Genomic DNA, 12685 nt, shown 5'->3' with positions numbered 1-12685 from the left:
TTAAAACTATGGCTGGTCTTCACACGCAAACCGACCGTAGGTTGAGCTAAGCCTGCAGTCGGAAAAGAGCGTGTATGCGTGCCGCTATTTATAGCGATAGGTGATGCGACCGCGGGTCAGGTCGTACGGGGAAAGCTCCACGACAACCCTGTCACCGGGGAGAATGCGGATGTAATTCATTCGGATCTTGCCAGAAATATTGCACAGAACCGAATGACCGTTCTCGAGCTCAACCTTAAACATGGCGTTGGGCAGCGGCTCCTTTACCGTACCCTCGAGCTCAATTGCGTCTTCCTTCTTCACAAGCAATCATCTTTCTCTAGAAAACGACAGCGATTGAGTATTCTACAATACGCATGCACGTATCGTAATATCTTCGTAATGGCTCCACATCTAAGTGGAACTTGTTACATTTGAAATGTAAATGCCGACGAATTTGAACGCGGCCTCTACATCTCGCCTCCTTGCAAGGAGCACCAAGCACCCTGGGCATCCGTGGTAAGAATCACCGGGCCGTCATTAGTAATGGCGACGGTGTTCTCGTAGTGCGCGGCGGGCAGATGGTCGTTGGTCGTAACGATCCAACCATCGGAGCCTGTGCTCACATGATTGGAACCCATCGTTACCATCGGCTCGATGGCGATAACCATACCAGCCTGAAGGCGAACGCCTCTCCCCTTCTTTCCATAATTTGGAACGTTGGGGTCCTCGTGCATCACACGACCGATACCATGCCCCACGTAATCGCGAAGCACGCCGTAACCGTGAGACTCGGCGAGGGACTGAACAGCATACCCGACGTCCCCGATATGGTTACCGGGAACAGCCTGCTCGATGGCAGCCTTTAGGCAATCGCGCGTAACCTCGCACAGGGCCTTGGCCTCGGGCGTGGGGGTGCCGACGAAATACGTCCAAGCGTTATCGCCGACCCAACCGTCGAGAACGGCTCCCGTATCGATGGAGATGATATCGCCATCGCGCAGGATCATATCGGGGTTGGGAATACCGTGGACCACGGCATCGTTGATTGATGCGCAAATGGTTCCGGGGAACCCGCCGTAACCCTTAAAGGCCGGGGTGCCGCCATGCATGCGGATAATCTGCTCCGCGAGCTGATCGAGCTCGAAGGTCGACACACCGGGGCGAACCATGGCCCCAACGTGGCGGAGCGCCATCTTAGATAGCGCTCCTGCCTTCTTCATCTGCTCAATTTGCGTTGCAGACTTAATCTTGATCATAGACCGAGAGCCTCTTTGACATCCCCGTACACGGTCTCGCGAGCCTGATCACCGTTGACCGACTTGAGCAGACCCTGGCCACGATAGTAGTCGACGAGCGGGCTCGTGGACTTCTCGTAGACGTCGAGACGGTTCTTGATGGTCTCGGGCTTATCGTCGTCGCGCTGATACATCTCGCCGCCGCACTTGGGGCAGGTGGCATCGGCGGCGGTGCCGGTGTAACCGCAGGCGCGGCAGGTGCGACGCGAAGACAGGCGGTCGATGATGACCTCGGGGGCCACATCGACCAGAAGGGCGCAGTCGATCTCGCGACCCATGGCGGAGAGCTCGGAATCGAGCGTCACAGCCTGGGCGGTGTTGCGCGGGAAGCCATCGAGGATGAAGCCCTGCTGGGCGTCATCGGCGGCAAGACGCTCCTTGACAAGGTCGATCACGAGCTGGTCGGGAACGAGCTCGCCAGCGTCCATGTACTTCTTAGCCTGAATACCAAGCTCGGTGCCACCCTTGACGGCAGCACGCAGCAGGTCGCCCGTGGAAATGTGAGCGACGCCAAACTCGGCGACGAGCTCCTGTGCGACGGTGCCCTTACCGGCACCCGGAGCTCCGAGCAATACGAGGTTCATGAGCAATCCTCCTCTAGCCTATTTAAAGAATCCATCGTAATCATACATCTTGATCTGGCCTTCGAGCTTATCGACCGTGTCGAGCACGACGCCGACCATGATGAGGATGGACGTGCCGCCAAATGCCTGGATCAGATGATTACCCGTGAAGGAGAAGATGATCGAAGGCACGATGGCGATGAGCGCCAAAAAGACAGCGCTGGGAAGCGTGATCTTGTTGAGCGCGTTCTTGATGTAGGCCGCGGTAGCCCTACCCGGACGGACGCCCGGAATAAAGCCGCCCTGCTTCTTAAGGTTGTCGGCCGTGTCATCGGGGTTGAACACCATGGAGGTGTAGAAGTACGCGAAGAACACGATGAGGACAACATTAAGCACCCAGTTGAGCCAACCGGTCGAAAGCGCAGAGGCAACTGCCTGAATCCAGCCGATGCCGGGGAAGAACACGGCAATCTGGGCCGGGAAGTACAGCAGCGCCGAAGCGAAGATAATCGGCACGACGCCCGCGGTGTTGACCTTGATGGGCAGGTAGGTGGTCTGACCACCCATCATGCGACGGCCCACGACGCGCTTAGCGTAGGAGACCGGGATGCGGCGCTGGCCGCGCTCAAGGAAAACAATCAGCGGGATGACCAGCAGGATAATGGCGCAGATGATCACCATGGTGATGATGCCACCGGCATTGCCCTCGGTGCTGGAGAAGATCGCCTGCGGCAGGCCGGCCATGATGTTCGCAAAGATGATCAGCGACATGCCATTGCCGATACCGCGCTGGGTGATGAGCTCACCAATCCACATGATCAGCATGGCGCCCGCGGTGAGCGTGCCGACGATCATGAGGTCAAAGATGATCTCGGGAGCGCCGGCGCCAGTAAAGCTGATGCCGAAGCTCTTAAAGAGGAAGAGGTAACCCACGGAGTTGAGGATTGCCAGAGCCAGGGTGAGGTAACGCGAATACTGCGTGATCTTGGTCTGACCGACCTCGCCCTCGCGGGCAAGCTCATGCAGGGAAGGCACAACGGCCTGGAGCATCTGGAGGATGATCGAGCTGGTGATGTAAGGCATGATGCCCAGGGAGAACACCGAAACATAGCTCAACGCGCCACCAGAGAAAAGATTCAGGAGGGCCATAGCACCTGCGGCGACCGAATTGTTATCGGTCGAGAAAAGGCCCAGCATCCCCTGGAAGGGAATGCCGGGCACAGGAACGTGCGCACCAACGCGGTACACGACGAGCATAGCTATGGTAAAAAGAATCTTTTCGCGCAGTTCTTTGATGCGGAAAGCATTCTTAAGACCATTTAGCACGGCAGCTCGACCTTTCCGCCGGCGGCCTCGATCTTGGCCTGCGCAGAAGCGCTGACCTTGTCGACCTTGACCGTGAACTTCTTGGTGAGCTCACCATTGCCGAGCACCTTGACGGGCTCGAACTCGCTCTTGGTGATGCGAGCGGCCTTAAGAGCGGCACCGTCGATCACAGCGCCGTCCTCGAACTTGCGCTCGAGACGCTCAACGTTAACAGCGGTGTACTCGATACGACGGGGGTTACGGAAGCCCGGAAGCTTGGGCAGGCGCATAGCCAGCGGAGTCTGGCCACCCTCGAAGCCGGCACCCTTGGTGCCGCCAGAGCGGGAACCCTGGCCCTTCTGACCGCGGCCAGAAGTGGTGCCGTGACCCGAAGAATTGCCACGGCCGACGCGCTTGCGGTTCTTGGTGGAACCGGGCGCGGGAGTAAGATCGTGAAGCTGCATTTGCTACTCCTCTACAATCTCGACAAGGTGCTTGACCTTGAAGATCATGCCGCGGACGGACTCGTTGTCAGCAATCTCGCGAACCTCGCGGATCCTGTGGAGACCGAGGGCACGGACAGTACGGACCTGGTCCTGCTTGCAACCGTTGGTGCTGCGGACCTGCTTGATCTTGATGGTGTCAGCCATGCTTAGTTCTCCTTACCGACGAACATCTCGGAGACCGTCAGGCCACGGCGAGCCGCGACGTCCTCAGGGCTGGAGAGCTCCTTGAGGCCCTCGACGGCAGCCTTGATGATGTTGAGGCCGTTGTCGGTACCGAGGGACTTGGACAGGACGTTCTTGATGCCAGCAAGCTCGAAGAGGGGACGCACAGCGCCGCCGGCGATAACGCCGGTACCCTCGACAGCGGGCTTGATGATGATGCGGCCGGCACCAAAGTGGCCGAGAACCTCGTGCGGAATGGTGCCCTGCTCGGTCACCGGCACGTGGAACATGTTCTTCTTGGCATCGAGAGACGCCTTGGAGATGGCCATGGGCACCTCAGCGGACTTGCCCATGCCAACGCCGACGTTGCCCTTGCCGTCGCCAACGACGACGAGAGCGACGAGGCTCATGCGACGACCACCCTTGACGGTCTTCGACACGCGGTTGATGTAAACGACGCGCTCCTCGAACTCGGAGGCCTCGCGCTGCTGCTTCTGATTACGAGCCATGTGCTACATACCTCCTAAAACTCGAGACCGGCGGCACGAGCACCGTCGGCGAGGGCCTTGACGCGGCCATGGTAGATACGGCCACCACGATCGAAAGCGACCTTGGTGATGCCGGCCTCGATGGCACGCTTGCCAACGAGCTGACCGACCTTCTCCGCAGCCTCCTTGTTCGAGGTGTGGGTGCCCTTGAACTCGGCCTCGAGGGTCGAGGCGGAGACGAGCGTCAGGCTGGAGCCCTTGCTGTCGTCGATGATCTGGGCATAGATGTTGGCGTTGGTACGGGTCACGCGAAGACGCGGACGCTCGGCGGTACCCGAGACCTTGCCGCGAACACGACGCTGACGACGCTTGAGGCCTTCCAGCTTCGCCTTATGCTTGTTCATACGTAAACTCCTAAAAAGGTTGATCTTGCCAGCACCTAACGGGGTGCTGGTCTTATGCGAGTGAGTCGGTAACGACTACTTGGCGGCCTTACCCAGCTTGCGGCGGATGTGCTCGCCAACATAGTGGATACCCTTGCCCTTGTAAGGCTCGGGAGGACGATGGCCGCGGATCTCAGCGGCGATCTGACCGACCTGCTGCTTGTTGATACCCTTGACGTTCACGTGGGTGTTGTCGGGAACCTCGAAGGTGATGCCCTCGGGAGCCTCGACGATCACGGGGTGCGAGAAGCCCAGGGAGAACTCGAGGTTCTTGCCCTTCTGCTGCACGCGGTAGCCGACGCCGGCGAGCTCGAGCTTCTTCTCGAAGCCCTCGGAAACGCCAACAACCATGTTGTGGATGAGGGCGCGGGTGAGGCCGTGGCGGGCACGGGTCTCACGCTCGTCGTCGGGACGGGAAACGGTGAGGACGTTGTCCTCGACGTTGATGGTGAGCTTCTCAAAAACATCGAGCTCGAGCTGGCCCTTGGGGCCCTTGACGACAACGTTGTTGCCGTTGACTGCCACTTCGACTCCGGCGGGAATCTGGACAGGCTTATTACCGATACGAGACACGGTGATCTCCTTTCCTTCTACCTACCGAGCGAATTACCAGACGTAAGCGATGATCTCGCCGCCGACGTTGTGCTTGCGAGCATCGCGGTCGGTCATGACGCCATGGCTGGTGGAAATAATGGCGGTACCAAGGCCACCACGGACGCGGGGCATGTCGGCAACGCCGGTGTACTTACGCAGGCCCGGCTTGGAAATGCGGCGGATGCCGTTGATGACCTTAGCCTTCTTGGGACCATACTTAAGCGTGATGTGCAGAGTCTTCTGGGGAACGGTGTCCTCGACATCGTAGCCCTCGATGTAGCCCTCCTCGTGCAGAACACGAGCGATCTCGACGAGCTTCTTGCTGCTCGGCATGGAGACCGTGGCCTTGTTCACAGAGTTAGCGTTACGGATGCGCGTAAGCATATCTGCGATCGGGTCTGTAAGGTTCATACAGATTCTCCTTCGTTCTTGATGAACACGTGCTCTTGGTTCTTCGCCGCCCTTAACGGCAAAGCCTATTTAGCGCGTTTTCCCTGTTCCAAACGGATGCTTGAAACGCTGGTAGTGACTTACCAGCTGGCCTTCTTAACGCCGGGAAGCTCGCCCTTGAGTGCAAGCTCACGGAAGCAGACACGGCACAGGCCGAACTTGCGGTACACAGAGTGCGGACGGCCGCAGCGCTGGCAGCGCGTGTACTCACGAGTAGAGAACTTCTGCTTGCGATTGCACTTGACGATCATCGATGTCTTAGCCACTTATATCCTCCTCACATAGAGTATTGTTCGCCCCAAGCGCCGCCCCCTTGTGGGAACGGCGCTTATAGGGCAGGTGAACCTATTTCTTGAACGGGAAACCGAAGGCGTCCAGAAGGGCCTTGGCCTCCTCATCGGTATTGGCGGTGGTCACGAAAGTGATGTCCATACCACGCTGGTGATCGACGGAGTCGAAGTCGATCTCGGGGAAGATGAGCTGCTCGGTAACGCCCATGGAGAAGTTACCACGGCCGTCGAAGCTCTTGGCGGAGATGCCGCGGAAGTCGCGGATACGGGGGATCGCGACGGAGGTCAGACGATCGAAGAACTCCCACATACGGTCGCCACGCAGGGTAACCTTGCAGCCGATCGGCATACCAGCGCGCAGGCGGAAGGTAGCGATGGACTTGCGGGCACGGGTGATCATCGGCTGCTGGCCGGTGATAGCGCGCAGGTCGCGCACGGCACCGTCGATGGCCTTGGAATCGGTAGCGGCCTCGCCGACACCCATGTTCACGACGATCTTCTCAAACTTGGGGATCATCATGACGTTCTCGTACTGGAACTTGTCCTGAAGCTGCTGCTTGACCTCGTTGTTGTACTTGGTCTTCAGACGCGGCACATACTTCTCTTCTGCCATTGTTCACTCCTTCTTGGGGTTTTAAGCACGGGGCGTGGCCACGATGGGTTGTCCTCGTGCCTCCTGGCTGCATCCGCGCCGCTCATGGCATTTTGCGGTTTGGACTCGACGCAGCAGGAGCCGACAAAACAATCGGTACTATACGCGCATTGGGTGCATATTTCCAGAAAAACCTCGTCTGCCTGCACAACTCCACAACTCCCCCGCACAAATGGGTCCCAAAAAGCAGTTGCAGTGAAATAGGGACTGTTTGGCGGCTTAACAGGCTTAAACAGTCCCTATTCCACCGCAACTCATATATGGGGCGTTATTTTTGGCGCGGGAGGACCAGGTTGAGGATCACAGCAACGAGCGCAGCGACGGCAATGGAGGATCCGCCAAAGACGGTGCCGACCCAGGCGGGGAATCCAGCGCCGGCAAGCGCGCCGGCCGTGCGCTCAATGCCCGTGCCAAAGGCGATGGAGAGACCCATGAGCGTGGTATCGCGCTGAGGCAGGCCGTGGCGGGCAAACATGACCACACCGTTCATGCCGATGGTCGCGAACACGCCGATCGTGGCGCCGCCGATTACCGGCTGCGGAATGGACGTGAGCACTGCCGCGCACTTGGGCAGCAGGCCCGCGATGAGCAAGATGGCGGCGGCAAGCGTAAAGACCATGCGGTTGACGACCTTGTTCTCGGCGATAATGCCCACATTCTGGCCAAAGGTTGCCGTGGGGACGCCGCCCAAAAAGCCCGACAGCATACCGACCAGGCCGTTGGCGATCAGACCGCCCGAGATCTGGCTATCGGTCGCAGGGGTATCGAGCGCGGCGGACGACACGGCGGCAAACTCGCCCATAACCTGCACGGCGTTGACAATGGCGACAACGCCCACAACGGCGCACGCGGCAGGGTCGAACACCAGGCGATGGGCGCCCAGGGCCGGCGGGGCGAACCAGCTGGCGGTCGCGATGGCCGAGAAATCGACCATGCCCAACACCGCAGCCAAAACAAAGCCCGCGCAGATACCGGCCAGGATGCTGCCCAGCCTAAGCGCGCCCTTGCCGTAGTTGCCAGCTATAAAGGTGACGACAAACGTCACGAGCGCGACGGCCCAGTTGGTGACACTGCCGAAATCGGCAGCGCCCTCCCCGCCCGCCATAGAAGCCACAGCGACCGGGCACAGAGACAGGCCGATCACAAAGATGACGGTGCCGAGCACCGGGGCCGGAAACAGAAAACTCACGCGCCTAAACAGTAGGCCGAAGAGCGCGACGAGCGCGCCGCCGATTACCTGGGCACCCAGCACGGCCTCAAAGCCAAGCTCGAGACCGACTGCCTTGAGCGCCGGCACGAAGGTGAAGCTCGCACCCATCACAATGGGCAGGCCCGAACCGACGACACCTTTTATGGGGAACTGTTGAAGGAAAATGTCGAGCGCCGAGAGGACGAGCGACGCCTGGATGACGGCGGCCTCCTCCTGAGGGGTAAAGCCGCAGACCGACGCAATGATGATGGCGGGCGTGACGATGCCCGCGAACGCCGCCAGCACATGTTGCAATGCATGAGGCAATACCTGCACAAACGAAACTTTTCCCGTTCGCTCGAACAGGGCATCCCCTGCTGCTGACTCTGCCATTTGCGCCTCCCATACCCTAGGCAGCGGCCCCATGCCGCTCAACGGGCGGACATTATAGGACATATGGCACAGGTAGCATTTTGGCCCGCAATCCTGCATCCCCCGGGGTCAAACAGCAGTTGCGGTGAAATAGGGACTGTTTGACGGCTTAACAGGCTTAAACGGTCCGTATTTCACCGCAACTCATATATGGGGATGAGATTAGCGCTTGCGGGGGACGAGTTTGGTGCGGCGCAGGTGGATCATCTCGGCGGCGATGGAGATGGCGATCTCCTCGGGGTCCTCGGCCTGAATGGCAACGCCGATCGGCAGGTGCAGCTCATCGATCTGCTCCTGCGTAAAGCCCTCCTGCTCCAAGCGGGCGCGCACAAAGGCCGTCTTGCGGCGCGAGCCCAGGCAGCCCAGGTAGGCAGGCTTGGCGCGCATTGCCTGGATCACCACGTCGATATCGGACTTGTGACCCGCCGTGGCGACGACCACCAGGTCGCGCGGGCCGATGGGGCACTGCTTGCTCAGGTTCTTGTAGTCGACCAGGCGACGATCGTAGACACCGGGCACCCATTCGGGCGTCAGCGTGCCGGGGCGGTCATCGCACGCCACAACGGCAAAGCCCGCCGCCGTGAGTACGCGCGCCGTCGCGGCGCCCACGTGTCCACAGCCAAAGATGTAGGTCAGGCCCTCGGGGCAGAGCGTCTCGATGTGCGCCGGGGGAATCTCGGAGGCGGCGTTGGTGTAGGTGACCTTACTCCCCTCCTCCACCAGCGAAAGCTCGGGGCAGCCGGCAATGGTATGGCGCGATGTCTCGCCATGGTACTCAACCACATCGCCCTCGAGCGCGCTCGCGATAAACGGCTCAAAGTCGATGACGAAGTCGCCGATGCGCCGATAGGCCAAGACGTCGGCAACCGACTGGAACAACGGTGCCTGAGTCGCATCCAGATGCAGGTAGCACAGGCAGATGGCACCGCCGCAGATCATGCCGGTATCGGAGTTCTCGCCGCCCATGGTGTAGCGGACCAGACGCGATTGCCCTGCGGCCAGCAGCTCGCGCGCCTCGTCCAGCGCAAAGAGCTCAATCTTGCCACCGCCGATGGTGCCCGCTTGGCTGCCATCGGCAAAGACGGCCATCCAGGCGCCCACGCCGCGCGGCGATGACCCCGCCGTGCCGGCCACGACCACGAGTTCGCACGTCTCGCCAGCACGCAGGGCGGCAAGCGCCGCATTCACCACATCGAGCTTTTCCATTGCCGCCTTCTATCCTCTAAAGACATCGGTGAGCATAGCGAGTGCCTCGAGCACGCCGCCGCCGACCGACGTCGCCTTGTCCGAAATATAGTTGATATAGCTGGCATCGCCGCGCGGATCGACGTCGGCACATTTAAAGCCCTCGGTCACCTGAACGCCGTCGGCCAAAAGGCCGCGCAAGCAGCCGTCAATCTGCGTGACCATGGGAGTATCACCCGCATACCCAACACACTCGCCGGCGCTCACGATGTCGCCGATCGCGCGGTCGGACCTAAACACGCCGGCGGCGGGGCTGTGGATAACGCGCTCCTTGCCATAGCCGGCGATAATGCCCGGCACGCCCGTGTTGGGCTGGGGCGAACCTTGGGTAATGACACGGCCGAGAAAATGCCCGCGCATGGTCTCGACCACGGCGTCGCAGTCAACCGGCGCGGTAAAGCCCGGCCCCACGGCGATGACTGCAGGCGCCATGTCGCGCGTAGTGCCCAGGTTGCGCTTGGCCAAAATCGCGTCGACCACGGCAGCGGGCTTCAGTTCGTCGAGCATCTTGGCCTGGGGGTCTACCACGACGGCAACATCCCCCGCTTGGGTAATCTCGAGCGCCTCTGTCGGCGTCTGCGCCAGGCGAGCGCGAATGCCCTCGACCTGGACCTCGCCCAGGCGAATGGCCTCGCAAAAACTGATTGTGCGACGGATGCACGTGGGAACCGCGATATCAGCCATGACAACCGATACGCCGGCGCGCACCAAGCGAGCGGCGACGCCCGTGGCGATATCGCCGGCACCGCGAACATAAACGAGCATTCCCGGGGCACCTCCCTGTGCTACGGTTTGAGCAGAGCTAAAGCGGTTCGGCCGCTACTCTGATGATTATTTATTATCACAGTATTATACGGCGGTGAACAGATGGAAACGGTTAGCGGCAATCTTGCCTCGGCGCTCAGGATCGAGCCGGGTATTACCGCGATTATCGGCAGCGGCGGCAAGTCGACGTTGCTGAAGACGCTGGGTCTTGAGCTTATGCGCGCTGGCGGCCGCGTACTCCTCTGCACCACCACGCATATGTTTCCCGTCGCCGGCGTGCCATGGGACGGGTCGAGCCGTCGCCTGGACGCCGCGCCCTGGAAGCCAGGTGCCTTACACGCCCCAGGCTGCACCTGCGAGGCCTGCGCGGGCCTTGCGCGTGGAAGCATCTGCCAGGCAGGCGTCTTGGACCCGGAGACAGGCAAGCTCTCCGCCCCCGCTGAGCCGCTCAACGAACTGGCGCAGCGCTTTGACTATGTGTTGGCCGAGGCAGATGGCAGCAAGCGGCTCCCACTCAAGGCCCACGCCGCCTGGGAGCCGGTAATTCCCGCCGCCACGGCAAACGTTGTCTGGGTCGTCGGCGCCTCGGGGCTGGGCAAGCCCGTCGCCGAGGTTGTCCACCGCCCCGAGCTCTTCTGCGAGCGCTGCGGCTGCGAGCCCACCGACGCTGCCACCCCAGAGCGCGTCGCCCAGGTGCTCAATGCTGAGCTGCAGGCGCTGAAGCTTAACAATGCCCGCGTCATGCTCAACCAAGTCGACACACTTGCCGACCCAACAATGGCAGATTGCTTCGGGGCCGCCCTCAGCCGCCCCATCGTCGCCACCAGCCTCAAATAGCCGGCGCTGCCCCACCAGACCTATAAGTTGCGGTGGAATAGTTCCTGAAACGGCCTATTTGGCGGCTAAACAGGAACTATTCCACCGCAACTGCGAAGGGAATCCGGCGCCCTTTCTGCTAGCGGGGCACGTAGCGACCGGGCTGGGCTCCGGTGGGCTCGCCGTCGCGCGCTACCAGCACGCCGTTCACAAACACGGCTTTGGCGCGGCCATGTGCTTCAAAACCCTCGAGCGGCGTGTAGTCCACAGCCTGATGCTGCGTCGCGGCACTGATCGTCCACCGCGCCTGGGGATCCCACACGCACACGTCGGCATCGGAGCCCTCGGCAAGACAGCCCTTGCGCGGGTACATGCCAAACACGCGCGCCGGGTTCTCGCTCATCAGGCGGCAGAGGTCCTCGGGGCCCAGCTGCCCCTCAAAGCTCGTGGCAATCGCGACGGGGCGATGCTCCACGCCGGGCCCGCCGTTGGGAATCGCGCGGAAGTCGTCGCGCCCGCGGTCCTTTTGCCCGTGCAAATTAAAGCTGCAGTGGTCGGTGGCGATGGTATCGATCTCGCCGGCCACAAGCGCCTCGCGCAGAGCCGCGCGGTCGCCGGCATGGCGCAGCGGCGGACTCATCACATACTTGGCACCCGCAAAGCCGTCCTCGCCCTGCTCCAAGTAGCAGGTGTCGTCGAGCATCAGATACTGAGGGCAGGTCTCGACATAGATGTTCTTCTGCCCGCGCGCCTTGGCAGCGCGAATGGCCTCGAGCCCCAGCTTGGTCGAAAGGTGCACCACGTTGACCGGTGCGTCGCCGGCCAAGTGCGCCAGATATAGCAGACGGCTCACGGCCTCGGCCTCGCACACATCCGGACGGCTGAGCGCATGGCCCTCGGGCCCGTGGATACCCTGCTCAAACACGCGCTTCTGCAGCTCATTCACCAGCGTACCGTTCTCGCAATGCACGCACAGTATGCCGCCAATACGCTTGAGCTCCTCCAGCACCTCGAGCGTCTCGGCATCGTCCAGGCGCAGATGGTCGTAGGCAAAGTAGGTCTTGAACGACGATACGCCCGCCTCGCGCATGGCCGAAAGGTCGGCACGGTTGCGCTCATTCCACTCGGCGAGTGCCATATGAAAAGCGTAGTTGGCCGTGCAGGTTCCGTCGGCACGCCGGTGCCACTCGGCCAAGGCATCGGGCATGGTCACGCCGCGATCGGCCGTGGCGTAGTCCACAATGGTCGTCGTGCCGCCGCAGGCAGCCGCACGCGTACCGGTCTCAAAGCTATCGGCCGTCCAGTCCATGCCGGTCCAGCACTGCATGTGCGTGTGGCCGTCGATAAAGCCGGGAAACACCCAACAGTCGGTGGCGTCCTGGACGGCATCGCCCTCGCCCGGCCCGATTGCCGCGGCAATCCGCACAATCTTGTCGCCCTCCATGGCAAGATCGGCGCGGCGAAGCCCCTGGGGCGTCACAAGCGCGCCGTTTTTGATGATGATCATG

At 61.2% G+C, this 12685-nt stretch carries 17 protein-coding genes; 1 reads left to right on the top strand and 16 read right to left on the bottom strand.

Annotation, left to right across the window (positions count from 1 at the left end; translation table 11 throughout):
- Positions 1-84: 84 nt before the first annotated feature.
- From infA to yqeB, 15 genes are all read right to left on the bottom strand, one after another.
- The gene (gene infA / locus DW823_RS00510; protein WP_035137443.1) at positions 85-303 is read right to left on the bottom strand and encodes a translation initiation factor IF-1; all 219 of its coding nucleotides are present in this window, start codon (positions 301-303) and stop codon (positions 85-87) included.
- Between the two features lie 146 nt (positions 304-449).
- A complete protein-coding gene (gene map, locus DW823_RS00505; RefSeq protein ID WP_118079432.1) occupies positions 450-1238 on the bottom strand; it encodes a type I methionyl aminopeptidase in 789 nt (262 codons plus the stop codon).
- Positions 1235-1861, bottom strand: coding sequence for an adenylate kinase (locus tag DW823_RS00500; RefSeq protein WP_006235269.1), 627 nt, complete (start codon positions 1859-1861; stop codon positions 1235-1237). Before DW823_RS00500 ends, map begins: the two co-directional genes overlap by 4 nt.
- Positions 1862-1879: 18 nt before the next feature.
- The gene (secY, locus tag DW823_RS00495; RefSeq protein WP_118079430.1) at positions 1880-3166 is read right to left on the bottom strand and encodes a preprotein translocase subunit SecY; all 1287 of its coding nucleotides are present in this window, start codon (positions 3164-3166) and stop codon (positions 1880-1882) included.
- A complete protein-coding gene (gene rplO / locus DW823_RS00490) occupies positions 3160-3609 on the bottom strand; it encodes a 50S ribosomal protein L15 (protein ID WP_006235267.1) in 450 nt (149 codons plus the stop codon). The genes secY and rplO overlap by 7 nt, the downstream gene beginning before the upstream one ends.
- A gap of 3 nt (positions 3610-3612) precedes the next feature.
- Positions 3613-3795: a 50S ribosomal protein L30 gene (gene rpmD, locus DW823_RS00485; RefSeq protein ID WP_006235266.1), complete on the bottom strand. Its 183-nt coding sequence runs from the start codon at positions 3793-3795 to the stop codon at positions 3613-3615.
- A 2-nt stretch (positions 3796-3797) separates the two neighbouring features.
- Positions 3798-4322, bottom strand: a complete 525-nt coding sequence (rpsE, locus tag DW823_RS00480) for a 30S ribosomal protein S5 (RefSeq protein ID WP_006235265.1) — start codon at positions 4320-4322, stop codon at positions 3798-3800.
- A gap of 14 nt (positions 4323-4336) precedes the next feature.
- Complete coding sequence (rplR, locus tag DW823_RS00475) at positions 4337-4705, bottom strand: 50S ribosomal protein L18 (protein WP_055252235.1); 369 nt, start codon at positions 4703-4705, stop codon at positions 4337-4339.
- 75 nt (positions 4706-4780) lie between these two features.
- Positions 4781-5317: a 50S ribosomal protein L6 gene (gene rplF, locus DW823_RS00470; protein ID WP_118079428.1), complete on the bottom strand. Its 537-nt coding sequence runs from the start codon at positions 5315-5317 to the stop codon at positions 4781-4783.
- Between the two features lie 33 nt (positions 5318-5350).
- Positions 5351-5749 carry a 30S ribosomal protein S8 gene (gene rpsH, locus DW823_RS00465; RefSeq protein WP_006235262.1) on the bottom strand — a complete coding sequence of 133 codons (399 nt, stop codon included), beginning with the start codon at positions 5747-5749 and terminating at the stop codon, positions 5351-5353.
- A gap of 119 nt (positions 5750-5868) precedes the next feature.
- Positions 5869-6054, bottom strand: coding sequence for a type Z 30S ribosomal protein S14 (locus DW823_RS00460; protein ID WP_022094280.1), 186 nt, complete (start codon positions 6052-6054; stop codon positions 5869-5871).
- A 79-nt stretch (positions 6055-6133) separates the two neighbouring features.
- The gene (rplE, locus tag DW823_RS00455; protein ID WP_006235260.1) at positions 6134-6691 is read right to left on the bottom strand and encodes a 50S ribosomal protein L5; all 558 of its coding nucleotides are present in this window, start codon (positions 6689-6691) and stop codon (positions 6134-6136) included.
- A 307-nt stretch (positions 6692-6998) separates the two neighbouring features.
- Positions 6999-8312, bottom strand: coding sequence for a uracil-xanthine permease family protein (locus DW823_RS00450; protein ID WP_158567233.1), 1314 nt, complete (start codon positions 8310-8312; stop codon positions 6999-7001).
- A gap of 201 nt (positions 8313-8513) precedes the next feature.
- The gene (locus tag DW823_RS00445) at positions 8514-9557 is read right to left on the bottom strand and encodes an XdhC family protein (RefSeq protein WP_118079424.1); all 1044 of its coding nucleotides are present in this window, start codon (positions 9555-9557) and stop codon (positions 8514-8516) included.
- A gap of 9 nt (positions 9558-9566) precedes the next feature.
- Positions 9567-10361, bottom strand: coding sequence for a selenium-dependent molybdenum cofactor biosynthesis protein YqeB (yqeB, locus tag DW823_RS00440; RefSeq protein ID WP_118079422.1), 795 nt, complete (start codon positions 10359-10361; stop codon positions 9567-9569).
- A 102-nt stretch (positions 10362-10463) separates the two neighbouring features.
- Here yqeB and yqeC point away from each other — a divergent pair, with 102 nt between their 5' ends.
- Positions 10464-11198 (top strand): selenium cofactor biosynthesis protein YqeC, encoded by a 735-nt coding sequence (gene yqeC, locus DW823_RS00435; protein WP_118079420.1) that lies wholly within the window; start codon positions 10464-10466, stop codon positions 11196-11198.
- Positions 11199-11316: 118 nt separating this feature from the next.
- Here yqeC and hydA read toward each other — a convergent pair whose 3' ends face one another.
- On the bottom strand, positions 11317-12684 hold the full coding sequence (hydA, locus tag DW823_RS00430; protein WP_118079418.1) for a dihydropyrimidinase: 1368 nt from the start codon (positions 12682-12684) through the stop codon (positions 11317-11319).
- Between the last annotated feature and the right edge of the window lies 1 nt (position 12685).

The organism is Collinsella sp. AM34-10 (assembly GCF_003469185.1).
GTDB lineage: Bacteria > Actinomycetota > Coriobacteriia > Coriobacteriales > Coriobacteriaceae > Collinsella.
This window is presented reverse-complemented; position numbering and strand designations above follow the sequence as displayed.

Bases quoted from the DNA above. Each gene is read 5' to 3' on its own strand.
- map (WP_118079432.1), bottom strand. From the start codon at position 1,238: ATGATCAAGATTAAGTCTGCAACGCAAATTGAGCAGATGAAGAAGGCA.
- DW823_RS00500 (WP_006235269.1), bottom strand. From the start codon at position 1,861: ATGAACCTCGTATTGCTCGGAGCTCCGGGTGCCGGTAAGGGCACCGTC.
- rplO (WP_006235267.1), bottom strand. From the start codon at position 3,609: ATGCAGCTTCACGATCTTACTCCCGCGCCCGGTTCCACCAAGAACCGC.
- rpmD (WP_006235266.1), bottom strand. From the start codon at position 3,795: ATGGCTGACACCATCAAGATCAAGCAGGTCCGCAGCACCAACGGTTGC.
- rpsE (WP_006235265.1), bottom strand. From the start codon at position 4,322: ATGGCTCGTAATCAGAAGCAGCAGCGCGAGGCCTCCGAGTTCGAGGAG.
- rplR (WP_055252235.1), bottom strand. From the start codon at position 4,705: ATGAACAAGCATAAGGCGAAGCTGGAAGGCCTCAAGCGTCGTCAGCGT.
- rpsH (WP_006235262.1), bottom strand. From the start codon at position 5,749: ATGAACCTTACAGACCCGATCGCAGATATGCTTACGCGCATCCGTAAC.
- rplE (WP_006235260.1), bottom strand. From the start codon at position 6,691: ATGGCAGAAGAGAAGTATGTGCCGCGTCTGAAGACCAAGTACAACAAC.
- DW823_RS00450 (WP_158567233.1), bottom strand. From the start codon at position 8,312: ATGGCAGAGTCAGCAGCAGGGGATGCCCTGTTCGAGCGAACGGGAAAA.
- DW823_RS00445 (WP_118079424.1), bottom strand. From the start codon at position 9,557: ATGGAAAAGCTCGATGTGGTGAATGCGGCGCTTGCCGCCCTGCGTGCT.
- yqeB (WP_118079422.1), bottom strand. From the start codon at position 10,361: ATGCTCGTTTATGTTCGCGGTGCCGGCGATATCGCCACGGGCGTCGCC.
- yqeC (WP_118079420.1), top strand. From the start codon at position 10,464: ATGGAAACGGTTAGCGGCAATCTTGCCTCGGCGCTCAGGATCGAGCCG.
- hydA (WP_118079418.1), bottom strand. From the start codon at position 12,684: ATGATCATCATCAAAAACGGCGCGCTTGTGACGCCCCAGGGGCTTCGC.